Raw genomic sequence first — 17,169 nt, forward strand, 5'->3', positions numbered from 1 at the left:
GGGTCACCGACACGGTGGAGAGCCAGGACATCATCGACACCGCGAGACGAAGCGGCTGCTGGCCGCCGGCGCGGACCGCACCGGCGGGCACACGGTCAGCAGGTCCGGGTTCTTCGCCCGCCCGCTGCCCGGCGCGGCGGTCGACGCGCTGCTCCGGCAGCTGACGGAGGACCGCCGGCCGGGACAGTCGCGGACCCTCGACCTGATGCCGATGGGCGGTGCCTACAACCGCGTCGCGCCGCACGCCACAGCGTTCGTCCACCGCGGCGAACGGTTCCTGCTGCACCACGTCGCCACCGCCGACCCGGGCGACGCATCCGAGGCGCGGCGGTGGCTGGACGGCTCCTACCGGCTGCCCGCGCCGTGGCGGTCCGGTGGCGTGTACCAGAACTTCCCCGACCCGGACCTGCCCGACGCCGCCGAGGCGTACTTCGGCGCCAACCTGCCCAGGCTGCGGGCCGTCAAGGCGGCGTACGACCCGGACGGGTGCTTCGGGACCCTCTAGATCACGGTGCCGCGTGCTCACCGTGGATCGCGGGCCTGACAGGATGATCGTCCACGACGAGGGGGCGACATGGTGGAAGTGCTCGACGATCCGGTGGGGCAGTCGCTGCGCGGCGCGCACGCGCACCTCGCCCGGCGGGTGGGCAACGCCGCGACGTACCAGGAGGGCGTCTCGACGTTCGTGGCGGTGCCCGTGCGGCCGACGGCGGCCGACTGGGACGACCTGGCGCGGCTGCTGGGCAGCGGCGGGTTCGCCGACCTGTTCAGCGCCGACGTCACGCCGCCGGCGTCGTGGGAGCCGGTGTTCGAGCTGGACGGGTTCCAGATGGTCCTCGACCGGGTGGAGCCGGAGGCTCCCGCCGATGGGGTGATGGAGCTCGGCCCGGGCGACGTCGAGGACATGCTGGCACTCACCGAGCGGGCGCGCCCCGGGCCGTTCTGGGCACGGACCGCCGAGCTCGGTGCGTTTCACGGCGTGCGCGAGGACGGCGCGCTGGTCGCCATGGCCGGCGAGCGGCTCCGGCCGCCGGGATGGACCGAGATCAGCGCCGTGTGCACCGCCCCGGGCGCCCGCGGCCGTGGCCTCGCCGCGCGCGTGACAAGGGCGGTCATCGACCGGATCACCGGCCGTGGCGAGCGCCCGTTCCTGCACGTCGCATCGAGCAACACCGGCGCGATCCGGGTGTACGAACGGCTCGGCTTCGTGGTCCGCCGGCCCGTCCGGTTCCACGGCTACCGCGTGCCCTGACCGTGCACCGCCGTGTACCCCCCCGTGGCGGCGGGACGGGCATCCGCCGGCGCGGCATCGCCCGGTCGCGATGTTCCAGACATCCACCGCCGTCGCGGTGGTCCGCCCGCGCCGGTCGGCCGCGCCGGCGAGCCGTGGGGGCGGGGCGCCCGAGCAATGGGGCGGGGCGCCCGAGCCGGGCGGGCGCCGGGTGGTGGCCCGTCGCCCGATGACCGTCCGCAACTGTTGTGCCACGCTCGGCTCACCAGCGGACGGGAGGCGGCGATGTCGGGTTCACCGGGAAGCATCAGGAACGGCACGGACAGCCTCAGCATCTGGCGGGTGCCCAACTTCTTCTTCCAGCCCCGCGGCATGTACCTCGGCGGGCTCGACGAGGCGATCGGCGGGCTGAACCGGCTGCGCTCGCTGCTGGGCCTCGCGACGCTCATCGTCGTCGCGATCGTCTACCAGGGGCTTCGGCCGGGTCGTGAGCGCGCTGTACCAGCCGGGGCAGGCCAGGCCCGAGGCCTCCAACGCCGTCGTCAACGGCCGCGTCTACACGTTCGCCGCCGCCGGGGACCGGCTCGGCGAGATCGCGCTGTCCACGATCCTGACCGCCGTGGCGGGCATCGGGGTGTCCGTGGTGGTGAGCCTGGCCCTGGTCGCGGTCGCGCGGCGGGGCGCCCGGCTCGCCACCGCCCGTCAGCTGCTGTGGCCGATCGGCAGGCGGCCCGCTGGCGTGAGCAGACGGTCCGCTGGCGTGAGCAGGCGGCTCGCTGACCTGAGCGGACGGGTCGTTGTCGTGAGCGGGGGGCGGCGCGGAGCGGGCCGGTTGGAGGTCGCCGGACCGGGGCTGCGGTGAGGACGTGGCGGCGCGGCGGGTGCGCAGGAGGGCCCAGCCGACGAGCGCGGCGGCGGCCGTCGTCAGCGTCAGGCCGGCGACGGTGACCGCCCCGTCGAACTGGGCGGTCTGCGCGGCGGTCCAGTGCGGGGCGGTGATGGTGCCGGTGAAGAGGGCGGCGAGGATGGTGCCGGTGACGGCGACGCCCGCGCCGGAGGTCACCTCGGTGGCGGTGTCGGTGAGGGCCGCGCCGATCGTGGTGCGCTCCTGCGGCAGGCCACGCAGCACGTTCACGGCGGCGACGACGCCGACGACGCGCAGGCCGGCGGCGACCAGCACCAGCGCGGCGGCGACGAACACGTAGCCGGCACCGTGCAGGAGGGTGAAGACGGCGAGCCCGGCCACGACCGAGATGGCGCTGATCCAGGCGGCCCGCTCGAGGCCGGCCCGCCGCACGAACGGGTCGACGAAGAGCCCGCCCGCGATGAGGACGGCGACCTGCGGCAGCATGCCGAGGGCGGCGTGCGCGGGCGTCCAGCCCCGGCCGAGCTGGAGGTCGAGGGTCACCATGTAGCCGAGGCCGGCGGTCGCCAGCCCCGCGGCGGCCTTGTACGCCAGGCCGCTGGACACCAGCGGGTGGGCGACGAGGCGCAGGTCGAGCAGCGGGTGCCGGACGGTCCGCTCCCGCACGACGAACAGGGTCGCCGCGGCGACGGCCCCGGCGGTCGCCGCCCATCCGGCGCGCGGGCCGTCCTCGACGAACAGGGTCGGCGCGAGCAGCGTCAGCACGATCGTGGCCGTGCCGAGCAGCGCGCCCGGCACGTCCACCGGGTCGCGGTGCAGCCCGGCCGGCGTGTCCCGGGCGATGCCCGCTCGTACACCGGCGATGGCGAGCACCGCGATGGGCGCGTTGACCAGCAGGAGCGTCTGCCAGGGCAGGGCGGCGAGCACGAAGCCGCCCAGGGAGGGGCCGACCGCGAGGCCGGCCAGGCCGACGGTCGAGATGAGCGTCATCGCGCGCACGCGCAGGCGGTCGTCGTCGAACAGCCGGAAGGCGAGGGCGGCGGAGCCGGGGGTCGTCATCGCCGCGGCGACGCCCATGACCGCCCGGACGGCGATGAGCTGCCCGGCGGTCGTGACCAGCGCCGTCGCCAGGCTCGCGGCGCCGAGCAGGGTCAGGCCGGCGAGCATGACGCGCCGGCGGCCGAACCGGTCGGCGACGGCGCCGAAGGCCAGCATCAGCCCGCCGAACGCGACCGAGTACGCGCCGGTGACCCACTGCAGCGCGACGGTGGAGGCGTGCAGGTCGCGGCCGATGGTGGGCAGCGCGACGGTGAGGATCGAGTTGTCGAGCATCTCGAACAGGAACACGGCGGCGAGCCCGGTCAGCGCGGGCCACGCCTGGCGGAGCGAGGTGGGGGCCATGGGTAGAGCGTAACCCAAACTTGGGGTGCACCCTAGAAATGTTGTGCGGTACACTTCAGGGATGGCTGGCACCGGACTCCGTGACCTGAAGAAGGCGCGCACGCGCCGGCTCATCGCCGAGACCGCCGCCCGGCTCTTCGCGGAGCGGGGCTACGAGCGGGTGACGGTGAGCGAGGTCGCCCGCGCGGCGGAGGTGGCGGAGCAGACGCTCTACAACTACTTCCCGACCAAGGAGCACCTGGTCACCGACCGCGAGCAGCAGATACGGGACCAGCTGGGCGACCTGATCCGGGCCCGGCCGGCGGGGACCAGCCCGGCCGCCGCCGTCCGCGGCTTCGTCCTGGAGACGGTGGCGGCGATCCGCGACATGCCGGCCGAGCTCGCCCGCGGCAACCTCGGGTATCTGGCGGCGATCAGCCCGGCCGTCCACCGGCTCGCCCTGGAGATGAGCGACCGGCAGGCCACCGCGCTCGCCGCCGCCATCGCCGAGACCTCCGGCGTCGCGCCGGAGGTCGCCCGCCTGCAGGGGATCGCCCTCGCCGGCGTCTTCCAGATCCTCATCAGCGAGTCCGGGCGCCGCACCCGCGACGGCGAGTCGCCCGCTGACATCGCTGACGCGCTGTATCCGCAGGTGGACGGCCTCCTGGCCGAGCTGGACCGCTGGCTGCGGTAGCCGGGATCTGCGCGCTGTCAGTGCGCTGTCAGCGGGGCTCGCGATGGTCCTTGTGCACGCCAGAACGGCGGGCACACGGACCAGAGAGAAGCGAGCCCACCATGCAGACGTTCGACACCCCCGCCCCCATCTCCGCCGTCCTCGACATCCCCGCCGGCCGCGTGCGCTTCATCGCCGGCGACCGCGCCGACACGACCGTCGAGGTGCTGCCGGCCGACGCCGCCAAGGGCCGCGACGTCAAGATCGCCGAGCGGACGACCGTCGAGTACGCCGACGGCGTCCTGCGGATCGAGGCCGACGCCGGGCACCAGATCCTCGGGGCGTCCGGCTCCGTCGACGTGACCGTCCAGCTGCCGGCCGGGTCCCGGCTCGAGGTGAAGGCGGCCAGCGCCGACCTGCGGGCCGCCGGCAGGTTCGGCGACGTCGCCTACGACGGCGCGCACGGCGCGGTCGACCTCGACGAGGTCGGCAGCGTCCGGCTCACCACGCTCGCCGGCGACGTCAGCGTCGGCCGCCTCAACGGCCCCGCGCAGATCAGCACCGCCAAGGGCGACATCCGCATCACCGAGGCCGTCCGCGGCGAGGTCGTGCTGCGCACCCAGGCCGGCGACGTGACGGTCGGCGCCGCGCCGGGCGTGTCCGCCGCCCTGGACGCCGGCACCAGCCACGGCCGCATCCACAACGCGCTGAAGAACACCGGCACCGCCGACCTGACCATCCGCGCCACCACCGCCACCGGCGACATCGCCGCCCACAGCCTGTAGAAGCGCCCACGGCCTGTAGAAGGAGCCACCACCATGACGAACCTGGCCATCGCGGTGCACGGACTGCGCAAGTCCTACGGCGACAAGCTCGTGCTCGACGGCGTCGACCTCGAGGTCCCCGCCGGCACGATCTTCTCCCTGCTCGGACCGAACGGCGCCGGCAAGACCACCGCCGTCAAGATCCTCTCTACGCTCGTCTCGCCCGGCCCGGGCTCCGGCGGCATCCGGGTCGGCGGACACGACCTCGCCGCCGACCCGCAGGCCGTGCGCGCCGCGATCGGCGTCACCGGCCAGTTCTCCGCCGTCGACGGGCTGATCACCGGCGAGGAGAACATGCTGGTCATGGCGGACCTGCACCACCTGTCCAAGCGCGACGGCCGGCGGACCGCCGCGCAGCTGCTGGAGCGGTTCGCGCTCACCGACGCGGCGCAGATGCCCGCCTCCACCTACTCCGGCGGCATGAAGCGCCGCCTCGACCTCGCCATGACCCTGGTCGGCCACCCGCGGGTCATCTTCCTCGACGAGCCCACCACCGGCCTCGACCCGCGCAGCCGGCACAACATGTGGCAGATCATCCGGGAACTCGTCGACGACGGCGCCACCGTCTTTCTCACCACCCAGTACCTGGAGGAGGCCGACCAGCTCGCCGACCGGATCGCGGTGCTGCACGGCGGGAAGATCGTCGCCGAGGGCACCGCCGGCGAGCTGAAGCGGCTCGTCCCCGGCGGGCACGTCCGGCTCCGCTTCACCGACCCGGTCGCCTACCAGGCGGCGGGCCTGGCGCTGCGCGACGCCGCCCGCGACGACGAGTCCCTCGCGCTGCAGATCGCGAGCGACGGCAGCCAGCGGGACCTCCGGTCCGTCCTCGACCGGCTCGACGCCGCCGACGTCGAGGCCGACGAGCTGACCGTCCACACACCCGACCTCGACGACGTGTTCTTCGCCCTGACCGGCGACGCCCGCACCAGTGCCCACACCGACGCCCGCACCGGCGCCCGCACCACTGACAAGGAGACTGTGTGATGAACGCCCTCGCCGTCCGGGACTCCGGCACGATGCTGCGCCGCAACCTGCTGCACGCGCGCCGCTACCCGTCGCTGACCCTGAACCTGCTGCTCACCCCGATCATGCTGCTGTTGCTGTTCGTGTACATCTTCGGCGACGTCATGGGCGCCGGCATCGGCGGCGGCCGCTCGGAGTACATCGCCTACCTGCTGCCCGGCCTGCTGCTGATGACCATCGGCAGCACCGTCATCGGCACCGCGGTCTCCGTCTCCAACGACATGACCGAGGGCATCATCGCCCGCTTCCGCACGATGGCGATCCACCGCGGCGCCGTCCTCATCGGCCACGTCATCAGCAGCGTCCTGCAGTCGGTGGCGAGCGTGGTGCTCGTCGGTGCCGTCGGCGTCGCGATCGGCTTCCGGTCCACGGACGCCTCGGTCCTGGAGTGGCTGGCCGCGTTCGGGCTGCTGGTGCTCTTCGCCCTGGCGGTCACCTGGATCGCGGTCGGGATGGGCCTGATCAGCCCGAGCGCCGAGGCGGCCAGCAACAACGCGCTGCCGCTGATCCTGCTGCCGCTGCTGTCCAGCGCGTTCGTGCCGATCCACGCCATGCCCGGCTGGTTCCAGCCGATCGCGAAGTTCCAGCCGTTCACGCCGGCCATCGAGACCCTCCGCGGCCTGCTGCTCGGCACCGGCATCGGCTACAACGGGTGGCTGGCGGTCGGCTGGTGCGCCGGGCTCGCGGTGCTCGGCTACTTCTGGTCGACCTCGAAGTTCAACGGCGACGCGCAGTAAGCGATGCGGTACGCGATCGAGGCCGGCGGTCTGGTCAAACGGTTCGGGGACGCGGTGGCGCTGGACGGGGTGGACCTGCGGGTCACCGCCGGACAGGTCACCGCCGTCCTCGGCCCCGCCGGGGCAGGCAAGACGACCCTCCTGGCAGTGCTGGCGGCGTCGGTACGACCTGACGCCGGCTGGACGAAGACGGCCACGCCGGTCCTGCTGCTCGACGAACCCGCCGACGACCCGGACCGGGCCGGCACGGTGCTGTTCACGACGCGGGACCCCGCGCAGGCTGAGCGGTGCGCCGACCGGATCGTGGTCCTGGACCGGGGCCGCGTGCTCGCGGAATGCCGGCCGGGGGAGCTGCGGCGGCGCATCGGCGGCCAGATCCTGCACGTCCACCCGTCGGTGCCCGCCGACACGGACGCGATCACCCGGATCCTCACCGAGCTGACCGGCGCCGTCCCGGCCTGCGGCGCCGGCGGCCTGCTCACCGTGCCGGCCACGGACCCGATGCTGCTGTCGGCGCTGGTGCGCCGGCTGGACGCGGCCGGCGTCACCGCCGACGAGCTGGGCCTGCGCCGGCCCACGCTCGACGAGGTCCTCGCCGCGCTCACCGGGCCGCCGGGATGACCTCCCGCAACCGCCGGTCGGTCGGTGGCTCGGCCAGTGGTTCAGCCGGTGGTTCAGCCGGTGGTTCGGCCGGTGGTTCAGCCGGTGGTTCGGCCGGTGGTTCAGGCGGTGGCTCGGCCGGTGGTTCAGCCGGTGGTTCAGCCGGTGGTTCAGGCGGTGGTTCGGCCGGTGGCGAGGGCGACGACCCGGGCGATCGCGTCGGGTCGCGGCGTGCCGGAGCCGCGCCGGAACGCCTCGGCGTAGCCCTCGTCGCCGAGCCGGGTGGTCAACCGGTCGGCGAGGGCGCGCAGCTCGGGCTCGCCGTGGTCGAACTCGCCGCGGATCACCTCGCTCATGCCGAGCGCCGCGGCCGCCTCCTCGGGCCGGTCCCGCAGCGCGAGGAGCCCGGCGAGCAGCTCGGCCGCCCACGCCAGGCCCGCGCTGTAGCCCTGCGCGACGAGCGACGCGACCGCCTCCGGCAGCAGCGCCGCGGCCCGCGTCACGTCCCCCTCGGCGAGACGGTTCTCCAGCCGGGTGCTGACGATGAGATCGCGGGCCAGCGGCTCGGGGATGGCGCCGCGCCGCACCAGCGCCTCCAGCTCGTCGAGGGTCCGGTCGGCCTGCGCGAGATCGCCGGCGAGGCGGTGCACGTTGGCGAGCCCGACCAGGATGTTGACCTCCATCCGGCGGTGGCCGCGCTCGCGGGCCCGGCGCTGCGCCGCCCTGATGTCGCGCAGCGCGCCGTCGATGTCCCCGCTGCGCCGGCGCTCCCGGGCCAGCCGCGCCCGGCTCAGGTACAGGTAGTCCTCGACGCCGAGCTCGGAGCTGAGCACGACGGCCCGCTCGAACGCGGCGATCGCCGGGCCGTGCTCGCGCCGCAGCGAGTGGTCGCGGCCCAGCGGCAGCAGGCTCAGCACGAGCCCCCACCGGTCGCCGACCGCCTCGAACCCTTCGAGGGCGGCCCGCCGGGACGCGGCGCCGGAGCGCAGGTCGCCCTCCTCGGTGAGCAGGAAGTCCTTCGCCCAGTGCGCGCTCGCCCGGATCCACGGGTCGGCCGAGTCCAGCGCCTCGAGCAGGTCGGACTCCTCGGTCGTGTGCGCCAGCTGCGTCATGCGCATCAGCGGCCGCGCGGGGTGGAACTCGCGGGCGCCGGCCGAGTCGACGTCCATGCTGGCCCGCACCACCCCGAACGCCGTCCGCGCCTGCTGCGGCAGCGCGCCGCCGTAGCGCAGGTACGTCTCGAACTGGGCCGTCATGCCGCTCATGCCCCAGTACCAGAACATCGCGCCGACGAACCGCTCGGCCGTCGCCGTGTCGCCGGCGTCCACGGCCAGCCGCAACGCGTGCGCGAGGTTGTCGTGCTCGGCGTCGAAGACCGTGATCGCCGCGAGCTGGTCCCGGGTGCGCAGCAGCGGGTCGTGCTCCTCGGCGAGGTCCCGGTAGTAGCGGCAGAACCGCTCGCCGATGTCGTCGCCCTCCTGGCGGGTCAGCGCGTACGCGCGGACCGTCTCCAGCATCCGGTACCGGTCGCCGGACCGCCCGGCGATCGACTTCTCCACCAGCGCGTCGAGCACGTAGAAGATGTCGCGGGCGGGCAGCGTACCGTCGGCGCAGACCGCTTCCAGGGCCGCCGTGGTCGCGCCGCCGGGGAAGGTCGCCAGCCGGCGGGCGAGGACCCGCTCCGGCTCCTCGAGCAGGTCCCAGCTCCATTCGACGACGGCGAGGAGGGTGCGCTGGCGGGGGAGCGCGGACCGGCTGCCGGAGCTGAGCAGGCGGAACCGGTCGTCGAGCCGCCGGGCGATCTGGTCCACGCTCATCGACCGCAGCTTCGCGGCGGCGAGCTCCAGCGCGAGCGGCATCCCGTCCAGCCGCCAGCAGATCTCCACCACGTGGTCGACCGTCGACTCGTGGAGCGCGAACCCGGGCCGCACCGTGGCCGCGCGGTCCACGAAGAGCCGCACCGCCGCCGCCCGGGCGGCCTCCGCGGGCTCCACCGAGTCGCGGGGCACGTCGAGGGGACCGAGGTGGCACAGCGCCTCACCGGTGATGGCGAGGGGCTCCCGGCTGGTGGCGAGGATCCGCAGCCGCGGCAGCCGGGTCAGGAGCTCGTCGGCGAGCTCGGCGGCGGCGTCGACGAGGTGCTCGCAGTTGTCCAGCAACATCACGGCGTCGCCGACGTCGAGCAGCTCCACGACCCGGTCCAGGGTCGTGTGGCCGCCCTCGTAGAGCCGGCCGTCGGAGGCGTTGAGGGCGGCGACGACGGCGTCGGCGAGGTGGTCTGGGTCGCTGACCGCGGCGAGGGACACGAACCACACCCGCTGGCGGGCGGCCCTCGCCGCCTCCAGCACCAGCCGCGTCTTGCCGGCGCCGCCGGGACCGACGACGGTGACGAGCCGGTTGGCGTCCAGGAGCGCGGCGAGCTGCGCCAGCTCCGCGTCGCGGCCGACGAAGCTGGTGAGCTGCGCCGGCAGCCGGTTCGGCGCGACCGTCTCGGCCCGCTTGGCGGGCTGCTCCATCTCGCCGCGCAGCAGCGCCAGGTGCAACTCCTTCAGCGCGGCACCCGGGTCGACGCCGAGCTCGTCGCCGAGCCGGCCGCGGATCTCCTCGTACACGGCGAGGGCGTCGCTCTGGCGGCCGGTCGCGGCCAGGGCCTGCATCCGCAGCCCGGCGAGGCGCTCGCTCAGCGGGTGCTCGGCGGCCAGGGCGCCCAGCCGCGGCAGCACCTCGGCGGGCCGGCCCAGCTCCAGCTCCGCCTCGAACAGGTCCGTGGCGACGTCCCGCCGGCGCTCGTGCAGCCCGGCGGCGACGGTCCGCGCGAACGGCGCGTCCTGCAGGTCCGTCAGCGCCGCGCCCCGCCACAGGCCGAGCGCCGCGTCGAAGGTGACGGCCGCCTGCGCGGGCGCTTCCCGCCGGCCCTGCGCGGCGAGGTCCTCGAACCGGTGCGCGTCGACGTCCTCCCGCCGCACCGTCAGCCGGTATCCGCCGGCGACGAGCTCCACGCCGCCGGCGTCGCCCAGCGCGCGCCGCAGCCGGGACACGAGCCCCTGCAGCGCGGCCGCCGCCCCGGCCGGCGCGTCCTCGCCCCACAGGTCGTCGATCAGCAGCTCCGCCGACACCGGCCGGCCCGCCTCGAGCGCCAGCCGCGCGAGCAGCATCCGCAGCCGCACCCCGGCGATCTCCACCGGTGTCCCGGTCTGCGTATGGACCTCAAGTGGGCCAAGGACGGCAATTCGCACGGCGCAAAGCTAACCAGACCCCGCTGCATCGATGCCGTGAGGTGCGCACAGCACGCTCCGCAGCGCGGCGGGCACGGGGCGTTTGCCGGAGCCGTCGGGGGCGACGGTGACATACACGATCTTCGCGGCGCAGGTCTCGGCGCCGTCGCGGCGGACGGTGAAGTGGATGTCGAAGCTGGTGGTGCCGATCCGGCCGGGGCGGACGGTGAGCTCGACGGCCTCGCCCCAGCGGACGTCGGAGCGCCAGTCGATCTCGGAGCGGACGAGCTGGAAGTCGAGGCCCTCGCGGGTCAGCGTCTCCCCGTCCAGCCCGTGGTGGGCCAGGTAGCCGGTCATGGCCTCGTCGAACCAGGTCAGGTACCAGGCGTTGAAGACGACGCCCTGCTGGTCGACCTCGAAGTAGCGCGCCTTCCACGGCATGACGAACGCGTCCATGACGGACGATCCTGCCGCATGCCCGCTCCCGGCGGGGTCACCGCGGACCCGCGCGCCGCCGGCGGAGTGCCGCCCGTCACGACGGGGCGGTCGGCGAGGTGGCGATGTGTTACAAAAGGCGTCCAACGGGGGGAGGGCACGGCATGCGCCGTCAGTTCGTGGTGCTCGCAGCGGTGGTGATCGGCCTGGCGGGCTGCGGCTCGGGCGGGGGCTCGAAGGCGTCGCAGGGCGCGTCGTCCTCGCCGTCGCCGCAGCCGCCGCCGAAGGTCGCGGGCAAGCTGCTCGTCACGACGACCGGCGGGCTGAAGCTGCTCACCCAGGAGGCCGACGGGCACCTGTCGATCGCGCCCTTCGACGTGCCGCGCTCCTCCGACTTCGAATACGAGGTCACCGCCGACCACAAGACGTTCGTCTACCGCAGCGGCAAGGTCGTGACGGCCCGCGCCATCGCCGACGGCAGCGAGCGCAAGGTCGCCGGGGACGCGTCGACCAACAAGCTGTGCCTGCGCACCTCGCCGGACAGCAAGCGGGTCTCGTACCTGCGCGGCGAGGAGCTCGTCGTCGCCGACTTCGCCGGCAAGGTGACCGTCGTCGACAAGGTCAAGTCGGCGAAGTACACGCTGGGCGCGACGACGGTGACGGCCACGACCGAGCTGGACTGCGGCGAGTGGCTGGACGACACGCACCTGAAGTTCGACCGGCGCAAGAGCATCCCCGACAGCATCTCGGTCGACATCACCGCCACGGCACCCGTCATCAAGGCCGACACCACGACGGTCGCGGTGCTCGGCGGCAAGACCCCGAAGCTGGTGGACTCGCCGAGCATGTGGCACCCCACCGCCGAGTGCGGCAAGCGGGTCGCGGCCACGGCCGGCTCCACCAAGGACGCGCTGCACCTGCGGGAGCGCACCGGCGACGCCGAGCTGAGCAAGGCCGGCACCTTCACCGGCTCCGACATCGCGCTGGCCGGCACCACCGGCGGCACCCACAGCGTGCTCTTCGCCCCCGGCAGCTGCCGTCCAGTGCTGTACACCATGGAGAAGCGCACGTTCCAGTCCATCGACCCCGCGACCCGGGCGATCGGCGCCGAGCCGATCGTCACCCTGCCCGACGGTGGCATCGACGTCCGCCTGTACGACGACCCGCAGACCTGGCAGCCGGTGAAGGACGCCGAGGTGCTCGCCGCGGTCGTCGACAAGCAGATCGTCATCGTGGATCTCGCCGCCCGCACCGCGAAGCTGGTCCCGGCGGACGGCCTGGACGCCTCCGCCCGGGTCATGGCCTGGCTGCCCTGACCGCGGCGGGGTTTTTCCGCTCCCGACCGGCGACGAACCGGCCGTCGCGATCGTTGGCCGTTACGGGTGGGCGTTCATGGGGTACCCCGTGCGACATCCGGACGAGGCGGGAGCGAGCTCATGACCGACGCGGTGCATCTGCAGATGTCGCTGGATCTGCCGCGGGAGTCGGCACGGGTGGGGCAGACCCGCCGCATGCTGGACGGTGCCCTGGCCGGGGCGGGCGTCGAGCAGGCCTGCCGCGACGACATCCGGCTGGCGCTGACCGAGGCGTGCACCAACGTCATCGAGCACGCCGGGCTCGCCACGACGTACCACGTCGATGTGAGCGTGGACGGCGACCGCTGCGTGATCGAGGTGACGGACGACGGCGGCGGCTTCGACCCGGCCGGCGTGCGGCCCGGCGACCTGTGGTCGGACTCAGGGCGGGGGCTGCAGCTGGTCGCGGCCGTGGTGGACGGGCTCGATGTCGTGTCGGTCGACGGGACCGGGACGCTGCTGCGCTTCACCAAGCAGCTCACCTGGCGGTGACCGCCCAGCTGGGGACCGTAGGATGCCTGGCGTGACGACGTCGGCGCGGGCGGCGGTGGCGAGCCTGCCGAAGACGCCCGGTGTGTACCGGTTCCGCGACGAGAACGGCAAGGTCCTGTACATCGGGCGCGCCACCGACCTGCGGCAGCGGGTCGGCTCGTACTGGTCGGATTTGCGCGGCCGGCGGCACCTCAAGCGGATGGTGACGCAGATCGTGCGGGTCGAGGCGGTCGCGTGCGACTCGGTGCACGAGGCGGCCTGGCTGGAGCGCAACCTGCTGGAGCGGTCGAAGCCGCGGTGGAACCGGATCCGCGGCGGCCTGGAGGTGCCGATCTACCTGCGCCTCGACCGCCGCGGCGGCGTGCCGCGGCTCGTCGTCGACTACGGACCCTTCACACCCGATGTGCAGGACGTGTTCGGCCCGTACCTGGGCGGGACGAAGGCGCGGCTGGCGCTCAACGGGCTGGGCCGGGTGCTGCCGCTCGGGTACACCGGCGATCGGCTCACCGGCTCGGAGCGCGACATGGCCCGGATCCGCGGCGTCGACGCCGCCGACCGCGACACGCTCGTCGCCACCACGGCCGGGGTGCTGCGGCGGGAACGGGCCGCGATCGACGCGGTGCGGGAGCTGCTCACGCGGCAGCGGGACCGGGCGTCGGAGGGTCTCGCGTTCGAGGTGGCGCAGCGCGTACAGGAGGAGCTCGAGGCGATCGACTGGCTCGTCGCGGAGCAGAAGGTGACGGTCGACGGCGCCGCCGACTGTGAGGTGTACGGCTGGGCCGACGACCTCCTGGTCCGCTTCCACGTCAAGGGCGGCCGGCTGTGCACCTGGACGCAGCGCGACTGCCGGGAGACCAACGCGCAGCGGTTCCTGGAGCGGACGCCGGAGGCATGGGCACCGTTCGCGGCCCGCAGCGCCGAGCTGGCGAGCCGGCTGGCCGTCGCGCACGCCCGCTGATGGACCGGCCGCGCTTCCAGGATCCGCAGGTCAGCCTGTACGAGCTGGCGGCGGACGACATCCTGGTGGTGTGCCCGCGCTGCGGCGGCCGCGCCGTGAACGCCGCGCGGCCCACCGGGAGCCGGTGGGTGGCGTCCTGGCCGCGCCGGCTGACGTGCGCCGCCTGCGGCTACGCCGCCGCGTGGGAGCCGGCAGGGGCGACCTCCGTGTGGGGCGGCCCGGCCGACCCGTTCTTCGGCGGGCCGCTGTGGTTGCGCACCGAGTGCTGCGGCGGGCGGGTCCTGTGGGCGTTCAACCGCCGGCACCTGGACATCCTCGGCGGCTTCGTCGGCGCGAAGCTGCGCGAGCGCGGCCCCGGCCCGGGCGGGTTGACGCTGGTCGCGCGGCTGCCGGCGTGGATGACGGCGGCGAAGCACCGCGCGGAGATCCTGCGCGCCGTCGACCGGCTCCGGGCGATGCTGGAGAACTGATGTCGCACTGGGTGTGCGCCGTCTGTGAGCGCGACGTGACCCGGGGCTTTCGAGCGCGCAACATGTTGGTAACAGGCACTCCGCAGACTCGACCCGCACCGGAAACGTCCGGGCAATCAAGCCTGCGGCGCCCCTGATCCATCCCTGAGCCGCCCCGGAGGAGCAACGCTGTGTCGTATGTGACCCCACCTGAACTCGCCAAGAAGATGATCGACGCCGGTGAGGCGAAGGTCTTCATGTCCACCCGGGACACGCTGATCCGGGCGTACATGGCGGGTGCGATCCTCTGCCTCGCCGCCGCGTTCGCGGTCACGGTCACCGTGCAGACCGGCCAGCCGATCGTCGGGGCCCTGCTCTTCCCGGTCGGGTTCTGCCTGCTGTACCTGCTGGGCTTCGACCTGCTCACCGGCGTGTTCACGCTGGTGCCCCTCGCGCTGATCGACAAGCGGCCCGGGGTGCGCTTACGCGGTGTGCTGCGCAACTGGGGGCTGGTCTTCGTCGGCAACTTCGCCGGCGCGCTGACCGTCGCCGTGATGATGGCGGTGATCTTCACCTACGCGTTCACGGTCGAGCCGAACGCCGTCGGCCAGGCGCTCGGCAAGATCGGTGAGAGCCGGACGGTCGGCTACGCCGACCACGGTGCCGCGGGCATGCTCACCCTGTTCATCCGCGGCGTCCTGTGCAACTGGATGGTCTCGACCGGCGTCGTCGCCGCGATGATCTCCAGCAGCGTGTCCGGCAAGGTCATCGGCATGTGGATGCCGATCCTGGTCTTCTTCTACATGGGCTTCGAGCACTCCATCGTCAACATGTTCCTCTTCCCGTCCGGGCTGATGCTCGGCGGCGACTTCTCGATCGCGGACTACTTCATCTGGAACGAGATCCCGACCGTCATCGGCAACCTCGTCGGCGGCATCACGTTCGTGGGCCTCACCGTCTACTCGACGCACGCCCGCACCGGCGCCTCCCGCCGCGTGCCCGTCGCCGAGCAGGCGGCCGAGGAGGAGCCGGCCCTCGTCAAGTAGCTACGGGTACCCGCCGAACGAGTGGCCGCCACCACCCATGCTGCTCGGCCAGGTGGTGACGTGCACACCCGACCGGTAGCGCTCCGGGGGCGGCTCGTAGGGCGGCCACGGGTCGTCGCGCCCGTTGCGCTCGGCGACGGTCCGGAAGTGCTCGTGCTCGTACCGGAACCGCCGCTCGGCCAGGGCGGCGCGCAGCTCCGTGCCGTCGGGGTCCTCCCGGTCGTACCGGTCGAACTGCTCGGTGAGGAAGAGGAACGGGAGCAGGGCACGCTCGTCGTCCTCGGGCAGGTAGCCCGCGTCGACGGCGGCCGCGACCGCCTCAGGCTCCAGCTTGACCGCGTGGGCCAGGACCGCCCGGCGCATCCACAGGCGGCGGAGGTCCTGCAGCGAGTCGCCGGTCCCCGCGCCGAGGTCGCGCAGGGACCGGCGGACCGCCGCGGCGACGTCCTCGGGCGGGTCGGTGTCCAGGAACGCCAGCACCAGGCCGACGACGGTGTCCTCCCTGATCTCCGGCTTGTCGAGAGCGCACGCCAGCTGCAGGACCCGCCCGTCGGGGTCGTGCTCGCGGTACGCGTCGAACTGGCGGGTGAGCAGCAACAGGCCGGACGTCCAGGCAGGCCGGTAGCCGGCGTCGCGGGCCGCGGCGGCCGCCTCGGGGTTGCCGAGGACCGCCTGGTCGCACACCACCGCGACGGCCTTCGGCGACGTGAACCCGCGCAGCGCGCGGCGGCACAGGTCGAGGGCGTCCTCGGGCAGGTCGGTGCCGGCGTACTCGACGAGGCGCCCGGCGAGCGCCCCCTGGTCGAACGCGGGCAGCAGGTCCGGCCGCTGCTTCAGCACCGCGAGCAGCGCCAGGTCGACGTCGCCGGGGTCGGCGGGCGGGCGGGGCAGCTCGGGGTTGGCCAGGACGATGCGCAGCAGCGCCCCCTGCTCGCCGAGCCACATGTCCTGCCGCGCGTCCCGCCCGGCCGGCGCGGTGCCGATGAACCGGTGGCCCGGCCGCGCGTACGGCCGGACCGCGACCTCCAGCGCGTCCAGCAGCCCGGGCTGGTCCGTGCCCGCCAGCAGGTCCGCCAGCCGTTGCCGCAGCCCCTCGTCCGGGAACCCGACGGCGGCCTCGACGATGCGCTGGACATACGGGTCGCCCAGGTACACGCCGCTCGGCGGGTCCGCGGCGGTCTGCGGCAGGCACGCGGTCAGCCGGACCTGCGGCCGGTAGGTCGAGGTGGGGTCCGGCTCGAGCAGGAACTCCAGCACCGGGGCGACCCGCGCCGGCTGCTCGTGGTTGCCGAAGCGGAACGACGCCGCGCTGAGCAGGAACCACGCCCCGCGCCACACCTTCTCGCGGTCGTCCCCGCCGGCCGCCCACCACCGCTCGACCCGCTCCCGGGCCCGGCGGTCGCCCTCGTACACCGCGGCGGACAATGCGTGCTGGACCCGGTCCTGCCTGCTCGATCGACGGAACACCATCGTCCCATCATGCTATCCCCGCCGCCGCCACGCGCCGCAACCGTGCTTTACCGGGGCGCCATTCATCGGCATGCTTGGATGATGGACGACGCCGTCAAATTGGGGGCACTGCGCAGGCGGCTGGCCGAGGAACTGATGGAAGCCCATCGGGAGGCCGGGGAACCTTCGTACAGTGTGATCGCGGGACAGGTCGGGATCTCGAAGTCGACCGTGTTCCGGGTGTTGAACGGGATCGGTGAGCGGTCGCCGAAATGGCACCACGTCGACGACATGCTCGAGGTCTTCGGGCGCAGCGACCGGGAGGTCGAGCGGCTGCGCGCGCTGTGGGTCGAGATCCGCGCGCTGGAGAAGGCCGCCGGACCGTAGTGACGGGCTGGAAAGCGGCCGCGCCGCCGCAGCCCGGGACAGATCGGAAG

At 73.8% G+C, this 17,169-nt stretch carries 17 protein-coding genes; 13 read left to right on the forward strand and 4 right to left on the reverse strand.

Annotation, left to right across the window (positions count from 1 at the left end):
* On the forward strand, window positions 1–505 hold a 505-nt coding region (locus AB0I21_RS55565), incomplete at its 5' end, for a BBE domain-containing protein (protein ID WP_360573864.1).
* Window positions 506–574: 69 nt separating this feature from the next.
* Window positions 575–1,252, forward strand: a complete 678-nt coding sequence (locus AB0I21_RS55570) for a GNAT family N-acetyltransferase (protein WP_360573866.1) — start codon at window positions 575–577, stop codon at window positions 1,250–1,252.
* A gap of 424 nt (window positions 1,253–1,676) precedes the next feature.
* On the opposite strand, the gene AB0I21_RS55575 is transcribed toward AB0I21_RS55570, so the two are convergent.
* Window positions 1,677–3,497: an MFS transporter gene (locus tag AB0I21_RS55575; RefSeq protein WP_360573868.1), complete on the reverse strand. Its 1,821-nt coding sequence runs from the start codon at window positions 3,495–3,497 to the stop codon at window positions 1,677–1,679.
* Between the two features lie 61 nt (window positions 3,498–3,558).
* Here AB0I21_RS55575 and AB0I21_RS55580 point away from each other — a divergent pair, with 61 nt between their 5' ends.
* The 5 genes from AB0I21_RS55580 (at window position 3,559) to AB0I21_RS55600 (ending at window position 7,354) form a co-directional block, all read left to right on the forward strand.
* Complete coding sequence (locus tag AB0I21_RS55580) at window positions 3,559–4,170, forward strand: helix-turn-helix domain-containing protein (protein WP_360573870.1); 612 nt, start codon at window positions 3,559–3,561, stop codon at window positions 4,168–4,170.
* 101 nt (window positions 4,171–4,271) lie between these two features.
* The gene (locus AB0I21_RS55585) at window positions 4,272–4,934 is read left to right on the forward strand and encodes a DUF4097 family beta strand repeat-containing protein (RefSeq protein WP_360573872.1); all 663 of its coding nucleotides are present in this window, start codon (window positions 4,272–4,274) and stop codon (window positions 4,932–4,934) included.
* A gap of 33 nt (window positions 4,935–4,967) precedes the next feature.
* The gene (locus AB0I21_RS55590; protein ID WP_360573874.1) at window positions 4,968–5,957 is read left to right on the forward strand and encodes an ATP-binding cassette domain-containing protein; all 990 of its coding nucleotides are present in this window, start codon (window positions 4,968–4,970) and stop codon (window positions 5,955–5,957) included.
* The gene (locus AB0I21_RS55595) at window positions 5,957–6,733 is read left to right on the forward strand and encodes an ABC transporter permease (protein ID WP_360573876.1); all 777 of its coding nucleotides are present in this window, start codon (window positions 5,957–5,959) and stop codon (window positions 6,731–6,733) included. Before AB0I21_RS55590 ends, AB0I21_RS55595 begins: the two co-directional genes overlap by 1 nt.
* A gap of 3 nt (window positions 6,734–6,736) precedes the next feature.
* The gene (locus AB0I21_RS55600; protein ID WP_360573878.1) at window positions 6,737–7,354 is read left to right on the forward strand and encodes an ATP-binding cassette domain-containing protein; all 618 of its coding nucleotides are present in this window, start codon (window positions 6,737–6,739) and stop codon (window positions 7,352–7,354) included.
* Window positions 7,355–7,503: 149 nt separating this feature from the next.
* On the opposite strand, the gene AB0I21_RS55605 is transcribed toward AB0I21_RS55600, so the two are convergent.
* Both AB0I21_RS55605 and AB0I21_RS55610 read right to left on the reverse strand, forming a co-directional pair.
* Entirely contained in the window at window positions 7,504–10,515 is a 3,012-nt protein-coding gene (locus AB0I21_RS55605) for a BTAD domain-containing putative transcriptional regulator (protein ID WP_360573880.1), read from the reverse strand.
* 63 nt (window positions 10,516–10,578) lie between these two features.
* On the reverse strand, window positions 10,579–11,004 hold the full coding sequence (locus AB0I21_RS55610; RefSeq protein ID WP_360573882.1) for a thioesterase family protein: 426 nt from the start codon (window positions 11,002–11,004) through the stop codon (window positions 10,579–10,581).
* Between the two features lie 143 nt (window positions 11,005–11,147).
* Here AB0I21_RS55610 and AB0I21_RS55615 point away from each other — a divergent pair, with 143 nt between their 5' ends.
* From AB0I21_RS55615 to AB0I21_RS55635, 5 genes are all read left to right on the forward strand, one after another.
* Window positions 11,148–12,299 (forward strand): hypothetical protein, encoded by a 1,152-nt coding sequence (locus AB0I21_RS55615; protein WP_360573884.1) that lies wholly within the window; start codon window positions 11,148–11,150, stop codon window positions 12,297–12,299.
* Between the two features lie 120 nt (window positions 12,300–12,419).
* Window positions 12,420–12,830 (forward strand): ATP-binding protein, encoded by a 411-nt coding sequence (locus AB0I21_RS55620; protein ID WP_354897120.1) that lies wholly within the window; start codon window positions 12,420–12,422, stop codon window positions 12,828–12,830.
* A 31-nt stretch (window positions 12,831–12,861) separates the two neighbouring features.
* The gene (locus AB0I21_RS55625; protein ID WP_360573886.1) at window positions 12,862–13,788 is read left to right on the forward strand and encodes a GIY-YIG nuclease family protein; all 927 of its coding nucleotides are present in this window, start codon (window positions 12,862–12,864) and stop codon (window positions 13,786–13,788) included.
* Window positions 13,788–14,258 (forward strand): hypothetical protein, encoded by a 471-nt coding sequence (locus AB0I21_RS55630; protein WP_360573888.1) that lies wholly within the window; start codon window positions 13,788–13,790, stop codon window positions 14,256–14,258. The genes AB0I21_RS55625 and AB0I21_RS55630 overlap by 1 nt, the downstream gene beginning before the upstream one ends.
* Window positions 14,259–14,428: 170 nt before the next feature.
* On the forward strand, window positions 14,429–15,283 hold the full coding sequence (locus AB0I21_RS55635; RefSeq protein ID WP_360573890.1) for a formate/nitrite transporter family protein: 855 nt from the start codon (window positions 14,429–14,431) through the stop codon (window positions 15,281–15,283).
* Here AB0I21_RS55635 and AB0I21_RS55640 read toward each other — a convergent pair whose 3' ends face one another.
* Window positions 15,284–16,753: a hypothetical protein gene (locus AB0I21_RS55640; protein WP_360573892.1), complete on the reverse strand. Its 1,470-nt coding sequence runs from the start codon at window positions 16,751–16,753 to the stop codon at window positions 15,284–15,286.
* A gap of 81 nt (window positions 16,754–16,834) precedes the next feature.
* Here AB0I21_RS55640 and AB0I21_RS55645 point away from each other — a divergent pair, with 81 nt between their 5' ends.
* Window positions 16,835–17,119: a helix-turn-helix transcriptional regulator gene (locus tag AB0I21_RS55645; RefSeq protein ID WP_360573894.1), complete on the forward strand. Its 285-nt coding sequence runs from the start codon at window positions 16,835–16,837 to the stop codon at window positions 17,117–17,119.
* Window positions 17,120–17,169 lie beyond the last annotated feature (50 nt).

Origin of the sequence: Dactylosporangium sp. NPDC050588, from assembly GCF_040654975.1 — a bacterium.
GTDB lineage: Bacteria > Actinomycetota > Actinomycetes > Mycobacteriales > Micromonosporaceae > Dactylosporangium > Dactylosporangium maewongense.